Consider the following 14877-nt stretch of genomic DNA (forward strand, 5'->3'; position numbering starts at 1 on the left):
CACCCCACGAGCAAAAACGCACCCCACGAGCGGGTGGGCGGGCTGTTAGCGCTTGGCCGCGTACTGCTCGCGGATGACCGGGCGGAAGTCCACCGCTGGCTCCGCCGAGATCGAGACAGGCCACGACGGGCGCGTACCCGTGAGCGCCCATGCCGCCTGTACGGCCGCTCCTGCAGCGACATATTCGCCAGGGGTTGGGATGATGACGGGCACGTCAAAGACCTGGGCCGCGATTTGCTGCACGGCAGGGTTTTGCGCGGCGCCGCCAACGATCATGATGCGGTGGGCGTCGACGTTCTGGGCGCGCACGGCATCCAGGCCCTCGGCTAGGCCACACAGCAGCCCCTCGATCGCGGCGCGGGCGAGGTTGTTTCGCGTAGTCGAGCCGAGCGTCATACCAAACAGGGTTGCCGTTGCGTCGGGCAGGTTCGGGGTGCGCTCGCCCTCGAAGTAGGGCTGCAGTACAAGCCCGTCTGAGCCTGGCTCTGTGGTGAGCGCGAGTTCGCCAAGCTCGTTGTGGTTGACACCGAGCAGCGCGGAGATGCTGTCGAGGATGCGGGCGGCATTGAGCGTTGCGATAAGCGGCAGAAACAGGCCTGATGCGTCGGCAAAGCCAGCGACCGTGCCTGACGGGTCGTGCGCGGGTGACTCGGTGACGGCGAAGACGGTTCCCGAGGTTCCGATGGAGACGATGACGTCGCCTGACGCCGCTCCGAGCCCAAGCGCGGCACCGGCGTTATCGCCTGCCCCAGGGCCAACGATGATGCCAGCTGGTGTCTCGCCAGCGGATTCGCCGGGGCCGAGCACTCGAGGGAGCACGGCATCGTGGCCGAGCGCGAGCACAAGTAGCTCGCGGTCGTACTCGTTGGTTGCGGCCGACCAGTAGGCGGTGCCTGAGGCGTCGGAGCGGTCTGTTGTGAGTTCTTTAAGCACCGGGCCGCGTTCCGATTCGCCTGCAGGGCCGAATCCTCGGAGGCGCCACGTGAGCCAGTCGTGCGGAAGGGCGACGGCCGCAACGCGGGCGGCGTTTTCTGGCTCGGCATCCCGAAGCCAGCGAAGCTTGGTTGCGGTGAAGGATGCAACGGGGACAACCCCGACCCGTCTGGCGTATTCATCGGCGCCGACCTCTGCGATGAGGTCGAGGGCGGATTGTGCGCTTCTGGTGTCGTTCCACAGCAGGGCGTCGCGGATGACATTGCCATCGCTATCGAGCGCAACCATGCCGTGCTGCTGGCCGGCTACCGAGACGGCGGCGACGTCGTCGAACCCGCCGGCGTCGGCGATGGCCGTTGTGAGGGCATCCCACCATGCTGACGGGGCGACCTCAGTGCCCGCGGGATGCGAGGCGCGTCCCGTGCGGATCACGTTGCCAGTCGCCTGATCAACGATGACAACCTTGCAGCTTTGGGTTGACGAATCTATTCCGGCGACAAGCGACATTGCGTTCCTTTCACACACCGCGAATGCGCAGCGAACGCCGAGGGAGGCGGGCTGGCACGAGTTCTTCTATTCTATTCGGCCAGCGCCGCCCGGACCCGGAATCTGTTTGCGACTTTCTGCTGAAATATCGGGTATTCTGCGCAAAAAGTCGCAAACAGATGCAGGTTGGGAGCTAGGAGCGTGCGCCCATGAGGTGTTCGAGCGCAAGCTGCTGCAGGCGAACGAAGCCGAAGCCCTTTGCATTGAAGTATGAGTCTGGCTCGAAATCTTCAAACGCGCTGCGGTCTGCGAGCAGGTCGGTGTAGGTTTCGCCGTCGTTGAGGGTCGGCTGTGCGAGCTCGGCGACGCGTGCGTCGGAGAGCGCCTGCTGCACCTCTGGGTCAGCACGGAAGGCCTGCGCGCGCTCTCGCAGGAGCAGGTACATGCGCATGTTGGCGCTCACGGAATCCCAGACGCCAGACTCGTCCTCGGTGCGTGACGGCTTGTAGTCGAAGTGCTTCGGGCCGTCATAGGATGCGCCGCCGTTTGGTCCGCCGTGCTCAAGCAGGTCAACGAGCGAGAATGCGTTCTGCAGGTCGCCGTGGCCAAAGACGAGGTCCTGGTCGTACTTGATACCGCGCTGGCCGTTGAGGTCGATGTGGAACAGCTTGCCCTGGTAGAGGGCCTGCGCGATGCCTGCGGTGAAGTTGAGGCCTGCCATCTGCTCGTGGCCAACCTCGGGGTTGATGCCGACAAGTTCTGGTCGCTCAAGGGTCTCGATGAAGGCGAGGGCGTGGCCAAGGGTTGGCAGCAGGATGTCGCCGCGGGGCTCGTTTGGTTTCGGCTCGATGGCGAAGCGGATGTTGTAGCCCTTTTCGGTCACATAGTCGCCGAGCAGGTTGACGGCTTCGCGGTAGCGCTCGAGCGCGGCCTGGACGTCTTTGGCGGCGTCGTATTCTGACCCTTCGCGGCCTCCCCACATGACAAACGTTTCGGCGCCAAGTTCTGCAGCGAGGTCGATGTTGCGAAGGACCTTCCGAATGGCGTAGCGACGAACCGACCGGTCGTTTGAGGTGAAGCCGCCGTCTTTGAAGACGGGGGCGCTGAAGAGGTTGGTGGTGACCATCGGCACAACGATGCCGGTGTCTGCCATTGCCTGCTTGAGGCGGTCAATCTGTTTTTGGCGCTCGGCGTCTGTTGCCCCGAACGCGTAGAGATCGTTGTCGTGGAAGGTGAGGCCGTAGGCGCCAAGCTCGCTGAGCTTTTCGACGCCGTGAACAACGTCGAGGTCTGCGCGGGTTGGGCCGCCGAACGGGTCGGTGCCGTTGTAACCGATTGTCCACAGTCCAAATGAGAACTTATCGGCGCGGGTGGGTGTGAGTGACATAGAAGTCTCCATTTCAGCATCGTTGGTGATTTGTTGTTCTTCTCAACATATTACAGGCGCCGCCAAATTTCTAGCCCATTCAATTCCGTGAGGGTGGATAAGTACCGGGAAGATACTTATTGGCCGTTGCAACGGAGCCCGCGTACATATTTCCGCACATTATCGCGATATTCGCCAGCGCAGTTTGGCAACTTTTTGGTTACGAATTGAATATTCCTCACGATTTACTAGTGACGAGCGCGCATTTGCTGTGATATGTTCTCTCCGTCAACAAAGGTCGATTCGTCGGCCGGAATCATCAACACGGTGTTCCGTTACAAGGAAGTAATCGCTGACACCCGCTGAGCGCCCAACGATGGGAGCCCAGCGGACAACGGTTCTACCTGACAAAGGCACGGGGGTCGCCCCGAACGCCTTGGCGTGACTGGCAGCATTCAGAGAGGAAAGCACCAATAATGTCTAAGCACTTGTCCAAAAAAACCACCCTTCTCACCTTCGCGGCGATCGGGGTCACAGCACTCACCCTCAGCGCGTGTTCATCCGGCGACAGCGGCGGATCAACCGGCGGTGAAACCAAGGCATCCGCCGATTGCAACGTCGGCATCTCGATGCCAACCCGCAGCCTCGAGCGCTGGATCAATGACGGCGAGCAGTTGCAGAAGCAGCTGCAGGACGCAGGCTGCACCGTCGACCTTCAGTACGCAGACAACAAGACCGACCAGCAGATCAGCCAGATCCAGAACCAGGTCGCCGGCGGCTCCAAGATCCTCGTGATCGCCGCCATCGACGGCGAGGTCCTCGCGCCGGTCCTCGAAGAGGCAAAGAAGCAGGACGCCACGGTTATTGCATACGACCGTCTCATCAACGGCACCGAAAATGTCGACTACTACGCAACGTTTGACAACTACAAGGTCGGGCAGCTGCAGGGTGCCTTCATCGAAGACGCGCTCAGCCTCAAGACGGCAACCGAGCCACTCAACCTTGAGCCATTTGCCGGTAGCCCCGACGACAACAACGCCAAGTTCTTCTTCTCCGGCGCGTGGGATGTCCTCCTTCCCTACGTAGAAAAGGGCACGCTCGTCGTTCCAAGCGGCAAGTCGCCGAAGTCAGACGACGACTGGGCCTCGATCGGTATCCAGGGCTGGGCATCAGATAAGGCGCAGGCCGAGATGGATAACCGCCTCTCGTCCTTCTACTCTGGCGGCGAAAAGGTCAACGTTGTGCTCTCGCCCAACGATTCACTCGCCATCGGAATCATCGCATCACTCAAGTCGGCCGGCTACACGCCTGGCGACGCCTACCCGGTTCTCACCGGACAGGACGCCGACAAGGCAAACGTCAAGGCCATCCTCGACGGTGAGCAGTCGATGACCGTGTGGAAAGACACCCGCGCGCTTGGCGACCGAGTCTTCACCATGATCCAGGAGATCGTGAACGGCGACGAGGTTGAGGTCAACGACACCGAAACCTACAACAACGGTAAGAAGACGGTTCCTTCGTACCTGCTCGACCCAGAGGTTGTTGTGAAGGATGACGTGCAGTCGAAGCTCATCGACTCCGGCTTCCTCAAGGCATCTGACGTAGGCCTCTAAGCCGTATCCAGCGGAAGCGCCCCCGCTCGGGGCGCGGAAAACGAACGGATGTCGGGGGCGGCGCGCCACGCCGCCTCCGACAACCACCGGCAGTCGTAAACGCTGCCAACTCAACGGTGAGAAGGAGGCACTCATGGAACAATCAGTCATCCTGAAGATGAACGACATCGGCAAGGATTTTTCCGGGGTTAAAGCGCTCGACGGCGTATCGATCGAAGTCATGCGTGGGCAGGTTCACGCCATCTGTGGCGAGAACGGTGCCGGAAAATCGACACTCATGAAGGTGCTGAGCGGGGTCTACCCTGCTGGGTCGTTTGACGGCAGCATCGAGTTTGAAGGCAAGACGGTCTCGTACCGCAACATCAATGACAGCGAGGCCGACGGCATCGTGATCATTCACCAGGAGCTCGCGCTGAGCCCCTACCTCTCTATTGCAGAGAACATTTTCTTGGGCAACGAGATTGCCAAGCGTGGCATCATCGACTGGAACAAGACCAACAGGGAAGCCGCGCTCTTGCTGGCGCGGGTTGGCCTCGCTGAGAATCCGGCCACGAAAATCCTCGAGCTTGGTGTTGGTAAGCAGCAGCTGGTTGAGATTGCAAAGGCGCTCTCCAAACAGGTGAAGCTGCTTATCCTTGACGAGCCAACCGCCGCCCTCAACGATGAGGATTCCGCGCACCTGCTGAGCCTCATCGATCACTTGCGCGAGCAGGGCATCACGTGCATCATCATCTCGCATAAGCTCAAAGAGATTAAGCGCATCGCCAACACCGTGACGGTTATTCGTGACGGAAAAACGATCGAGACGATCGACATGGCTGGCGAGGATGCAACAGAGGCCCGCATCATTCGTTCAATGGTTGGCCGCGACCTCAACAACCTCTTTCCTCCGCGGGACCCAAAAATCGGCGAAGAAGTGCTGCGCGTTGAGAACTGGACCGTGTACCACCCCGTCGACACCACCAGAAAGGTGGTCGACGATGCCTCGTTCTCGGTGAAGGCCGGCGAGATCGTTGGCTTCGCCGGTCTGATGGGGGCAGGGCGCACCGAGCTTGCGATGAGCCTGTTTGGACGCTCCTACGGAACCAACATCTCGGGAAAAGTGTTTAAGAACGGCACCGAAATCCAGATGCGATCGGTTGACGAAGCAATCAAGAACGGCTTTGCCTATGCGACTGAGGACCGCAAGAAATATGGCCTCAACCTCATTGGCGATATCACCGTGAATATTTCGGCCGCGGCCCTCGCCAAGCTCGCGAAGAACGGCGTGATCGATAAGCACCGCGAATACAAGGTTGCTGACTCGTACCGCCAGAAGATGAACATCAAGGCGCCAAGCGTTGCGGCGATCACCGGCAAACTGTCCGGCGGTAACCAGCAAAAGGTTGTGCTGTCGAAGTGGATTTTCACCGGTCCCGATGTGCTCATCCTCGACGAACCGACACGAGGTATCGACGTCGGCGCAAAATACGAGATCTACGGCATCATCAACGAGCTTGCCGCCCAAGGCAAAGCCGTTGTTGTGATCTCTTCGGAGCTGCCAGAGCTGCTTGGCCTCTCCGACCGAATCTACGCAATTTCTGAAGGGCGCCTCACCGGAGAGGTCGCCCGCGAAGACGCAACCCAAGAACAACTCATGCACTACATGACCGCGGGAAAGGACTGAGCCCGATGAGTACAACAACCCCTGTAAAGCGCAAGATTCCAAAGCTGTCGATCAACCTGAGGCAGTACGGCATCCTCGCGGCGCTCGCGATCATCATCATCCTGTTTCAGGTGCTCACCAACGGCAGGCTGTTGCTTCCCGGCAACGTAAACAACCTCATTCAGCAGAACGCGTACGTGCTCATTCTTGCCGTCGGCATGGTGATCGTCATTATCGCCGGCCACATTGACCTTTCCGTTGGGTCGGTTGTTGCCATGGTTGGTGCCGTCGCCGCGATCAGTATGAACCAGTGGGGGCTCCCGTGGTGGGCAGCCGTAATCCTCGCGATTGCCGTTGGTGCCGCCGTCGGGGCCTGGCAGGGATTCTGGGTCGCCTTTGTCGGAATACCGGCGTTTATCGTGACGCTCGCGGGAATGCTCATCTTCAGAGGCCTCACCCTCGTCCTCCTTACCGGAGGAACCATCAGCGGCCTGCCAAGCGAGTTCACGGCCATCGGCGCCGGCTGGATTCCGGCCTACCTCGGCGAGGTAGGGGGACGAGACACCCTCACGCTGGTCCTTGGCGTGCTTGCCGTCGGAGCGCTCATCGTGCAGCAACTTCGCACGCGGGCAACCCTGCACAAGCTTGACCTTCCCCGCGAGCCGCTTGCGTCCTTCTGGACTAAAAACGGTATTGCCGGTGTCGCGATCCTCGCGTTTGCGTGGCTGCTGAGCGGCTACAGCGGAACACCCCTCATCCTCATCATCCTTGCCGTCATCATCCTGCTGTACACGTTCATCCTGAACCGCACCATCTTTGGTCGTCACGTGTACGCAATGGGTGGCAACCGCTTCGCCGCCGTCATGAGCGGTGTCAAGACCCGCTGGGTTGACTTCTTCATCTTCGTCAACATGGGCGTGCTTGCTGGCCTTGCCGGAGTGGTCTCGACCGCTCGTGCGGGTGGTGCCGTAGCATCGGCAGGTCAGAACTATGAGCTTGACGCCATTGCCGCCGTGTTCATCGGTGGTGCCGCCGTACAAGGTGGTGTCGGAACCGTTGTTGGTGCCGTCATTGGTGGTTTGGTCATGGGAGTGCTTAATATGGGACTGTCCATCTTGTCAGTGGATGCCGCGTGGCAGATGGCAATCAAGGGTCTCGTCCTGTTGCTCGCCGTTGCGTTTGACATCTTCAACAAGAGACGGGCTGGCGGACGCTAATAGATACGCGTCGCTCTGCTTCAGTGCCTGACTGGCACGGGGCCACATCACATTACGCGAGGAGAGGACGTTGAGCATGCGCCAGCAGGCTCCACCGAAACTCGGCATACGCGGTGGCACAAGCAACGACCAGCTTCGGCGCTACAACCTGTCGATGGTGATGACTCTTCTGCATCACGCCTCCGGATGTTCCCGCGCGGAGCTCACCCAGCGAACCGGCCTCACCAGGTCAACAATCGCCGCCCTTGTGGCGGAGCTTGTTGACCTGGGGATGGCCTACGAGGCCGAGCCAGAGACGGCCGTCGGCCGCGTTGGTCGCCCAAGTTTGCAGGTGTTTCCAAACCCTACAATCGCCGCCATCGCGGTGGCTCCCGACATCGATGCCATCACGGTTGGTCTTGTTGGGCTCGGGGGCGAAGTTATCCGGCGCATCCGCTTTGACACGGTGCGCATCCAGACGGTGAGCGAGACGGTCAACGTGGTCAAGGCCATCGTTGAGGGGATGCGCGGCGAGATTGAGTCTGGCTACAGCATCGCCGGTGTTGGCATTGCCGTGCCAGGGCTGGTGAACGCATCGGACGGGCGCGTGCTCATCGCCCCGCACCTTGGCTGGCGCGATGCCGGCCTCGCGAGCGCGATGTCAAAAGTGCTCAACTACCCGGTGTATGCCGGCAACGATGCGAGCCTTGGCGCGATTGCCGAGAGCCTCTTTGGTGCTGGCCAGGACATGAACGACCTCGTGTATCTCAACGGAAGCGCGAGCGGCATTGGTGGTGGCATCATTATCAACGGTGTTCCCCTTCGCGGCACGAGCGGGTATGCAGGGGAGCTTGGGCACACGCTGGTGAACAGCCACGGCATCCGCTGCCATTGCGGCCGTATCGGCTGCCTTGAGACCGAAGTAAACATGAGTCGGCTGCTTGAGGTGCTTGGGTTGCCGCGCGCCGACCAAGACGAGCTCGACATTGCGCTTGGCGTCTCGCGCGATCCGGCCGTGCTTGCCGAGGTTCGTCGGCAAATCGATTTCCTGTCTGAGGCCATTTCTAATTTTGTGAACATGTTTGACCCTGAGTCCGTCATCCTTGGTGGCTTTCTCGGATCGCTGTTGACGGTTGGCCGTGAGAGGCTTGCTGAGGCGGTCAATATTCGGTCAATGAGCAGCGCTGGGCACGAGGTGGTCATCCAGCGCGCGAGCCTCAAATCGAAGCTCATGCTTGTTGGTGCGGCAGAGCTCGCGTTTGCTGGGCTCCTCGACGATCCCGCTGGCTATGCAAGGGGTGGACGATGAGTAATCGTGGCAGCAATGTTGACGAGGTTCGGCGGTATAACCGTTCGCGCATCCTTGAGCTGGTGCATCGACGTGGCGCCGTCTCGCGTTCAGAACTTGCTCGCGAGACCGGGCTGAACCGATCGACCATCGCCGACCTCGTGCTGTCGCTGATTGACGCGGGGCTTGTGCTCGAAAGTGGCCCAGATGTGCACACATCAGTTGGCCGCCCCTCGCCCATCGTGCGGCCAAACCCGGCCTGCGTCGCCTTTGCGGTGAATCCCGAACAGGACGCCGTGACGGTTGGCGTCGTACGAATGCACGGCGAAGTGGTCGAGCGCCGTCGCCACGAGGTGGATGCCCCGCTCAACGCGGCCGAAACCGTTGCGGCTGTCGCCCGGATGATCGCGGCCTACCGCGCCGAGCTTGAGCCAAACGTTATCGTGGCTGGCATCGGTGTTGCGGTGCCAGGCCTTGTCAGGACTGCCGACGGCGTTGTGAGGCTTGCCCCCCACCTCCACTGGGTTGACGAGCCGTTTGCCGAGCTTCTTGCCGAGGCGACCGGCATCGATCGCGATCGCGTCTCCGTGGCAAACGACGCAAGCCTTGGCGCAGCAGCAGAGTGTTTTTTTGGCGTTGGTCGGGGAGTAACCGACCTGATTTACCTCAATGGTGGCGCGAGTGGTATTGGTGGTGGCGTCATCGCCAATGGCCTTCCACTCGGCGGAACCGGCGGCTACGCTGGCGAGTTTGGGCACAACTTGGTGACCGCGCCAAACGGGCCAGAGCATGCCACAACGGGCGGCTCGCTCGAAGATGAGGTCAACCGCCGCCGCCTGCTCGACCTCATGGGATTCGCCGCCGCCGATCCCGTCGTCTTCGAGTCGGCCCTGCTCGGCTCGACCGATCCCGCCGTTCGGGCAGAGGTAGAGCGGCAGGTTGGCATCCTCAGCATCGCGCTGCGCAACGCAATTAACGTGCTGAACCCCGAGATGGTGGTTCTTGGTGGATTCCTGGCCGCGCTCTTTGCCGCGGCCCCCGAGCAGCTCGAGCGCCAGGTGCGCGAGCAGACCATGCATGCATCCTACGAGGGCGTGCGCATCGTGCGCGCCGAACTCGGCGCAGACCTGCTGTTGATCGCCGCGGCCGACCTGCCGTTCGGCGCGCTCATCGCGACGCCGCTGTAGGTCTCGCATGCTGCGTCTCCAACGAGACACACAAAGCACCCGTTCGCCGCTCGTTGCGATTTTTTGGGCTGAAAATCGCAACGAGCGGCGAACGGATGCTTGTGTCCCGGCGAATCGATAATCGGTCTCGCGCAGGTGGGTTGGAAGCGTTGGCCGCAGCTCCTAACGCATCCGCTCGAGTGCACCACGGATGTCGGGGTTGCGCTCGTGCTCGATCGCGTCGCCCAGCGCATCCGCAAGCACCTCCGCGATGGTCACGCGGGCTTTGCGCTCAGAGGAACGCACCGCAGCCTCGACCATCGCGAGGCTCAGCACGTTGCTGTGCACCTCTGTTGACGGCACAACGCCGGTGCGGAGGGAGCGAACGAATTCGGCGAGGGATCCTGCGATCTCCTCTGGGTCGTTGGCAAACGACGACCCGTCCGCAGCAACCGCCGAACCGTCGTTGCGCTCGGCGACTGGCGAATGCTCGCCATCCCACAGTGCGCTTCCATCAGCGGCGCTGACCCTCCAGCGGCCGTTCCACGAGGTTTCGAGGCCGTCGCTGCACCAGCTGCCCGTGTAGATGTAGCGCGTTCCTCCGCTGAGCTCGAAGATCGCTGTCGCGCCCGCATCGCCCGCATACCAACTCCACGCGGGGTTGAACTCTTCGCAGTACACGGCGACGGGGTCCTGGCCGAGTATGAATCGCACGGCATCGAAGGCATGGATGGCCATGTCGATGAGCAGCACGTTTGCCATCTCGTCGCGAAAGCCGCCAAACCGCGGCGCTTTGTAAAACTCGGTGGTCACGATACCGGGGGCGCCAAGCTGGGCAACAACCGCCCGATACTCCGAGAGCGTCCGAAAATAGCGCCTCGACTGGCTCGTCATGAGCAGCTGCCCCGCGACCTCCGCGGTAGCGGCAATCGACAGCGCCTGGCTGACGGTCGGGGCGATGGGCTTTTCGCACAGCACGGGCAACCCGGCAAAGAGCGCGCCAGTGTTGACCGGGTTGTGGGCGACCGGCACCGTGACGTTGATCACTGCCTGCGCCGCGCTCGCGGTGGCGACCTCAACAACATCGCTGCCAACACTGACGTCGGTGAGCCCAAACTCGAGCAGCGCATCCGCCGCCAGCTTCGTGTCAAGATCGACGAGGCCAACAAGTACCACATCGGTGGATGCCGTGAGCACTCGCAACCAGTTCTTGCCCATGTTTCCAGCACCAACGAGCACAACCCTGATGGGCTCGTCCGCAGCAATCAGGGGTGCGCTCATCGGGCGAGCGCCCCGCGGTAGCCCTGGCCGTTATAGAAGTCTTCGGTTTCGTAGCGAAGCAGCACGGGGTCCGTGCGTTCTGGGCGAACTGTTTCGGCCCAGGCAACGCCGTTGGCGATGACCTTCCGCACGTCGTCGTGGTAGTACACCGGGTAGTCCTGATCGCCGGGGCTGAAGAAGAAAATCTTGCCAAACCCGCGCCGGAACGTGCAGCCGCTGCGGAACACTTCGCCGCCGCTGAAGGTGCTCAGGAACACAATCTCGTCGGGGGCCGGGATATCGAAGAACTCCCCGTACATTTCTTGCTGAGGAATGATGAAGGGGTGCGGGATGCCCTTGGCAATAGGATGCGTCGGGTCGACGGTCCACACGATCTCGCGGTCCTCCTCCGAACGCCAGCGAAGCGTGCACGACGTGCCCATGAGCTTCTGGAAGATCTTCGACCAGTGGCCAGAGTGCAGTACAACCAGGCCCATGCCGGCGAGAACGTGTCGGTGGACGCGCTCGACCACGGCATCCTCAACTTCGGCGTGAGCGGCGTGGCCCCACCAGACGAGCACATCCGTGTTGCGCAGTACCTCTTCGGTGAGGCCGTGCTCGGGGTCATCGAGCGTCGCAGTCGTGACAGAAACCTGGCGTTCCGAGTGCTCTTCGATGCCCTCGCGGATGGTGTTGTGCATGCCGGTTGGGTAGATCTCGGCGATCTTTGGTTCGAGTTGCTCGTGGCGGTTCTCGCCCCACACGAGTACGCGAAGTGGGGAGGTGGATGTTGTCATGATGAGTTTCCTTCGTAGTGATCTATTTGACGGCGCCGCCGGTTGCCCCGGCAGCTATGTATTTCTGGGCGATGATGAGCAGGATGATCGCCGGAATTGACGAGAGCACCGCCGTCGCCATCACGGCACTCCAGTTCGACACTTGTGTGCCGAGGTACTGATAGATGCCGAGTGTGACCGGCCGCACCGTTTCCGTGGTGGTGAGCGTGAGCGCAAAGAGGAAATCGCTCCACGAAAACAGAAAGCTGAACAGCCCGGCCGTGATGAGTGAGTTTTTGCTCACCGGCACCACAACGGAGAAGAAGGCCCTGAACAGCCCTGCCCCGTCGATCCGTGCCGCCTCAACAATTGAGGGCGGGATACCCATCATCGATGACCTGAGGATGAGGATGGCAAACGGGATCGCGTGCGTGGCATCCGCAAGGATGAGGCCTGGTATCGAGTTGAGCATCCCAAGATCGTTGTACGCGCTGTACAGGGCGTTGGCGATCACGATGCCGGGAATCATCTGCGAAATGATGATGACAAGCAACGCGATGTTGATCCAGCGGAATCGAAACTGCGCGAGCGCGTAGGCGGCCGGCGCCGCAATGGCAAGGCTCAGTATCACTGTTCCGACGGCGATGATCAGGCTTGTGATGAGGTTGCCGCCCTGGTCGGCGATGGCCTTTTCGTAGCCACCAAAGTCGGGGTTCCACGGAAAGAACGTCGCCGTGAGCGTGTTTCCAGACGGCTGCAGCGACGCATTGACCATCCAGTAGACGGGAAACAGCATGACGGCGAGCAGGGCGATACCGAGCGCCGTGTAGCCGAGCTGTTTGCGTGATTTTGGTCGGGCCTGTGCGGGCGAACGCGTCGGTTGTACCGTCGCTTTCGTGTTGAGGCGTGTCTGTGACATTGTCGACATGATGGGCTCCTACTCGTCAACGGCGCGGCGATTGACGCGCAGGTAGATCACGGCAAATACGAGCGACACCAGGATGAGGATGTTGCTGTAGGCAGAACCAACCCCAAACTCGAAGTTCACAAACGATTCCTGGTAGGAACGCACGGCGAGGGTTTGGGTTGAGTTCGCTGGGCCGCCGTTGGTGAGGCCAAGGATGATGTCGAGCACCTTGAGCGTGTAGACCACCCCGAGGACCAGCACGACGCTGATCACCGGCTTGAGGTTTGGCAGGGTGATGTGCCAAAACGCGTTCCACCCGGTTGCCCCGTCGAGGGCTCCTGCTTCGTACAGCTCTTCAGGGATCTCCTGCAAGCCGCCGTAGAGCAGCGCCACGTTGAAGGGGATACCAACCCAGATGTTCACGATGATCACCGAGATGAGGGCAACAGAGGGGCTTGTGAGCCACGGAACGGGGTCGAGACCAAACCCGCCAAGGAAACGGTTGAGGATGCCGCCATCCTGGTCAAGAATCGACCTCCAGGTTGCGCTCGAAACGATAATCGGCAGCAACCAGGGGAGCAGGAGGAGCGACCTGAGGATGCCTCCGAGCGGAAAGCGTCGCCGAAAGAACGACGCGAGTGCGAGCCCAATGACAAACTGCCCAACGATGGAGCCGAGCGTAAAGAGCGCGGTGTTCAGGAACGCTGGGCCAAACAACGAGCTGGTGAGCACGGTTGTGTAGTTTGCGAACCCCACCCAGGGGGCCTCCCCGGTAAAGAAGGTCTTTGTGGTGTATTCCTGCAGGCTCATCGTGAGGTTCTTGACCACCGGGTAGCCAAAGAACAGCACGATGTACACGGCCGCCGGGGCAACAAAGAGCAGCTTGGTGATCGACTCTGGTCGAAGCTTGCGTCGTTGCTGCCGCGGCGGGGCGACGGTACGTGAAAGGGTCACGGGTTTGGCCTATCCCTCGGCTGCCTGTGTGAAGGCATCCTTCGGGGAAGCCTGGCCGGTGAGGGAGAGCTGGATGGCGGTGTAGATTTCGGTTGCAGCCTGTGGCCAGTCGGTGCCGAGCTTTCCGGTGCGTGAGCGGGCGTTTGCGACCTGCTCGGTGAATGCTTCCATCGTGGGAACGCGCGAGACGAACTCTTCGGCGAGGGCTGGCTTGGTTGGGATGGTGAAGCGCTGTTCGGCGAGCGAGAGCTGGACGTCGTCGCTTGTGATGCATTCGATGAGCTCTGCGGCTTTTGCCTGCTTTGCGTCGTTTCCGGTTACCGGAACGGTCCACACTTCGCCTCCGAGCGGTGCAACCGGCGTCTGGCCCGCCTTGTTGATCGGGATCTGCACGGTGCCCCATTTGACGTCGGGCGTCTCGTTGAGGGCCGGGATCTGCCACGGGCCGTTGACCATCATTGCTGCTTTGCCGGCGGCAAACTGGTCCTTGACGTCGCTCTGTGACCAGTTGACCACACTCTTGGATGCCGAACCGCTGTTGACCAGGTCCGTCTGGAGCTGCAGCGCCTCTGCGGCCTCTGGCGAGTTGAGGTCAGTTTCGTCGCCGCCGTTGGTCCACAAGAAGGGAAGGAACTGCCAGCTTCCCTCGTAGGTCGCCACGGCCGAGAATGCAACGCCGTACTGGTCACCTGTTGTGAGCGCCGCCGCCGTGGTTTTCAGTTCGTCCCAGGTGGTCGGGGGCGTGAGGCCAGCTGCCTCGAGGATTTCTGTGTTGTAGAACAGGCCAAGCGTGTTCACCGTTGGGGCGAGGCCGTAGACCTCACCTTCGTAGGTGCCTGCTTCGAGGATGCCCTTTGCAAAACCCTCGGTTGAGACGCCGTAGTCACTCAGCGGAGAGAGCCCGCCTGTTGAGGCGATCTCTTGCAAGTCTGGGTTGTCGAGCATGAGGACATCGGGGAGGGTCTTTGACGATGACTGCTGCAGCACCTTCTGGATGAGGTCCTTGCCTGGCACCGTCTGTCGTTCGAGGGTCACGCCGATCTCAGCTGCACACTCATCGAGTACTTCGCCGATGATTGTCTTCTCGGGTTCGTTGTTGTAGTAATCGATGACGGAGAGCGTCGAGGCATCAGCCGTTGACGCGTTTCCGCCTCCGCCGCTGCTGCACGCGGTCAGCGCGAAGGGAACAACCGCGAGGGTTGCGAGGGTAACGCGTAGTCGTTTGGTTTCCATTATTGGCTCCTTTGCCGGTGCGTAACTGTGTTGATTGGGTGTTGCGAATGGTGA

12 protein-coding genes are annotated in these 14877 nt (G+C 61.1%); 5 read left to right on the forward strand and 7 right to left on the reverse strand.

Features of this window, described 5'->3' with window-relative positions; translation table 11 throughout:
• Window positions 1-45: 45 nt before the first annotated feature.
• Both xylB and xylA read right to left on the reverse strand, forming a co-directional pair.
• Window positions 46-1440, reverse strand: a complete 1395-nt coding sequence (xylB, locus tag FHX76_RS13650) for a xylulokinase (RefSeq protein WP_167151481.1) — start codon at window positions 1438-1440, stop codon at window positions 46-48.
• Window positions 1441-1612: 172 nt separating this feature from the next.
• The gene (gene xylA / locus FHX76_RS13655; RefSeq protein ID WP_167151483.1) at window positions 1613-2806 is read right to left on the reverse strand and encodes a xylose isomerase; all 1194 of its coding nucleotides are present in this window, start codon (window positions 2804-2806) and stop codon (window positions 1613-1615) included.
• A 455-nt stretch (window positions 2807-3261) separates the two neighbouring features.
• On the opposite strand from xylA, the gene chvE reads away from it, so the two are divergent.
• The 5 genes from chvE to FHX76_RS13680 all read left to right on the forward strand — a co-directional run bounded on the left by chvE (window position 3262) and on the right by FHX76_RS13680 (window position 9714).
• Complete coding sequence (gene chvE, locus FHX76_RS13660) at window positions 3262-4398, forward strand: multiple monosaccharide ABC transporter substrate-binding protein (protein WP_167151485.1); 1137 nt, start codon at window positions 3262-3264, stop codon at window positions 4396-4398.
• Between the two features lie 133 nt (window positions 4399-4531).
• A complete protein-coding gene (gene mmsA / locus FHX76_RS13665) occupies window positions 4532-6064 on the forward strand; it encodes a multiple monosaccharide ABC transporter ATP-binding protein (protein WP_167151487.1) in 1533 nt (510 codons plus the stop codon).
• 5 nt (window positions 6065-6069) lie between these two features.
• Window positions 6070-7260, forward strand: coding sequence for a multiple monosaccharide ABC transporter permease (mmsB, locus tag FHX76_RS13670; protein ID WP_167151488.1), 1191 nt, complete (start codon window positions 6070-6072; stop codon window positions 7258-7260).
• Window positions 7261-7336: 76 nt separating this feature from the next.
• On the forward strand, window positions 7337-8548 hold the full coding sequence (locus FHX76_RS13675) for an ROK family transcriptional regulator (protein ID WP_167151490.1): 1212 nt from the start codon (window positions 7337-7339) through the stop codon (window positions 8546-8548).
• Window positions 8545-9714, forward strand: a complete 1170-nt coding sequence (locus tag FHX76_RS13680) for an ROK family protein (RefSeq protein WP_167151492.1) — start codon at window positions 8545-8547, stop codon at window positions 9712-9714. Before FHX76_RS13675 ends, FHX76_RS13680 begins: the two co-directional genes overlap by 4 nt.
• A gap of 162 nt (window positions 9715-9876) precedes the next feature.
• On the opposite strand, the gene FHX76_RS13685 is transcribed toward FHX76_RS13680, so the two are convergent.
• From FHX76_RS13685 to FHX76_RS13705, 5 genes are all read right to left on the reverse strand, one after another.
• Window positions 9877-10974 (reverse strand): Gfo/Idh/MocA family protein, encoded by a 1098-nt coding sequence (locus FHX76_RS13685; RefSeq protein WP_167151493.1) that lies wholly within the window; start codon window positions 10972-10974, stop codon window positions 9877-9879.
• A complete protein-coding gene (locus FHX76_RS13690; RefSeq protein ID WP_167151495.1) occupies window positions 10971-11750 on the reverse strand; it encodes a ThuA domain-containing protein in 780 nt (259 codons plus the stop codon). Before FHX76_RS13690 ends, FHX76_RS13685 begins: the two co-directional genes overlap by 4 nt.
• Before the next feature lie 22 nt (window positions 11751-11772).
• Window positions 11773-12648, reverse strand: a complete 876-nt coding sequence (locus FHX76_RS13695; RefSeq protein ID WP_208402742.1) for a carbohydrate ABC transporter permease — start codon at window positions 12646-12648, stop codon at window positions 11773-11775.
• 18 nt (window positions 12649-12666) lie between these two features.
• A complete protein-coding gene (locus tag FHX76_RS13700; protein ID WP_386762518.1) occupies window positions 12667-13527 on the reverse strand; it encodes a carbohydrate ABC transporter permease in 861 nt (286 codons plus the stop codon).
• Window positions 13528-13599: 72 nt separating this feature from the next.
• A complete protein-coding gene (locus FHX76_RS13705) occupies window positions 13600-14823 on the reverse strand; it encodes a sugar ABC transporter substrate-binding protein (protein WP_167151501.1) in 1224 nt (407 codons plus the stop codon).
• Window positions 14824-14877: the final 54 nt, after the last annotated feature.

It is taken from the genome of Lysinibacter cavernae (genome assembly GCF_011758565.1).
Taxonomy (GTDB): domain Bacteria; phylum Actinomycetota; class Actinomycetes; order Actinomycetales; family Microbacteriaceae; genus Lysinibacter; species Lysinibacter cavernae.

Coding starts and splice junctions, on each gene's coding strand:
- xylA (WP_167151483.1), bottom strand. CDS start 2,806: ATGTCACTCACACCCACCCGCGCCGATAAGTTCTCATTTGGACTGTGG.
- FHX76_RS13685 (WP_167151493.1), bottom strand. CDS start 10,974: ATGAGCGCACCCCTGATTGCTGCGGACGAGCCCATCAGGGTTGTGCTC.
- FHX76_RS13675 (WP_167151490.1), top strand. CDS start 7,337: ATGCGCCAGCAGGCTCCACCGAAACTCGGCATACGCGGTGGCACAAGC.
- FHX76_RS13695 (WP_208402742.1), bottom strand. CDS start 12,648: ATGTCACAGACACGCCTCAACACGAAAGCGACGGTACAACCGACGCGT.
- FHX76_RS13680 (WP_167151492.1), top strand. CDS start 8,545: ATGAGTAATCGTGGCAGCAATGTTGACGAGGTTCGGCGGTATAACCGT.
- FHX76_RS13705 (WP_167151501.1), bottom strand. CDS start 14,823: ATGGAAACCAAACGACTACGCGTTACCCTCGCAACCCTCGCGGTTGTT.
- xylB (WP_167151481.1), bottom strand. CDS start 1,440: ATGTCGCTTGTCGCCGGAATAGATTCGTCAACCCAAAGCTGCAAGGTT.
- FHX76_RS13690 (WP_167151495.1), bottom strand. CDS start 11,750: ATGACAACATCCACCTCCCCACTTCGCGTACTCGTGTGGGGCGAGAAC.
- chvE (WP_167151485.1), top strand. CDS start 3,262: ATGTCTAAGCACTTGTCCAAAAAAACCACCCTTCTCACCTTCGCGGCG.
- mmsA (WP_167151487.1), top strand. CDS start 4,532: ATGGAACAATCAGTCATCCTGAAGATGAACGACATCGGCAAGGATTTT.
- mmsB (WP_167151488.1), top strand. CDS start 6,070: ATGAGTACAACAACCCCTGTAAAGCGCAAGATTCCAAAGCTGTCGATC.